We start from the raw sequence: 378 nt of genomic DNA, 5'->3' as shown, positions 1-378 counted from the left end.
GACGGGATCTCGGTGTCGACCTTGTCGGTGGAGACCTCCAGCAGCGGCTCGTCCACCTCGACGGCGTCGCCGACCTGCTTGAGCCAGCGGGTCACCGTACCCTCGGTGACGCTCTCGCCCAGGGCCGGCATCTTGACCGGGGTGCCCTGGCCCGACGGGGCCGGGGCGGCCTGGGCCGCCGGCTCCTCGACGGCCGGCTGCTCCGCCTCGGCCTGCGGCTCGGCGGCGGCCTCGGCGGCCTCCTCGGCCGGCTCCTCCTGCTGCGGCGCGGCCCCGCCCGCGGACTCGCCCTCGCCGGCGATGACGGCCAGCTCGCTGCCCACCTCGGCGGTCTCGTCCTCGCCCACCACGATCCGGCTCAGCACACCCGCCGCCGGG

1 protein-coding gene is annotated in these 378 nt (G+C 77.5%); it reads right to left on the bottom strand.

Going from position 1 to position 378, the window contains the following annotated elements:
• The coding region (locus C5N14_RS31525) for a biotin/lipoyl-containing protein (RefSeq protein WP_305792090.1) at positions 1-378 on the bottom strand (378 nt) is incomplete at both ends.

The sequence above is a fragment of the Micromonospora sp. MW-13 genome, assembly GCF_003434305.1.
GTDB lineage: Bacteria > Actinomycetota > Actinomycetes > Mycobacteriales > Micromonosporaceae > Micromonospora.
Note: the sequence above shows the minus strand (reverse complement) of the source record. Positions and strands in the feature narration are given on the sequence as shown.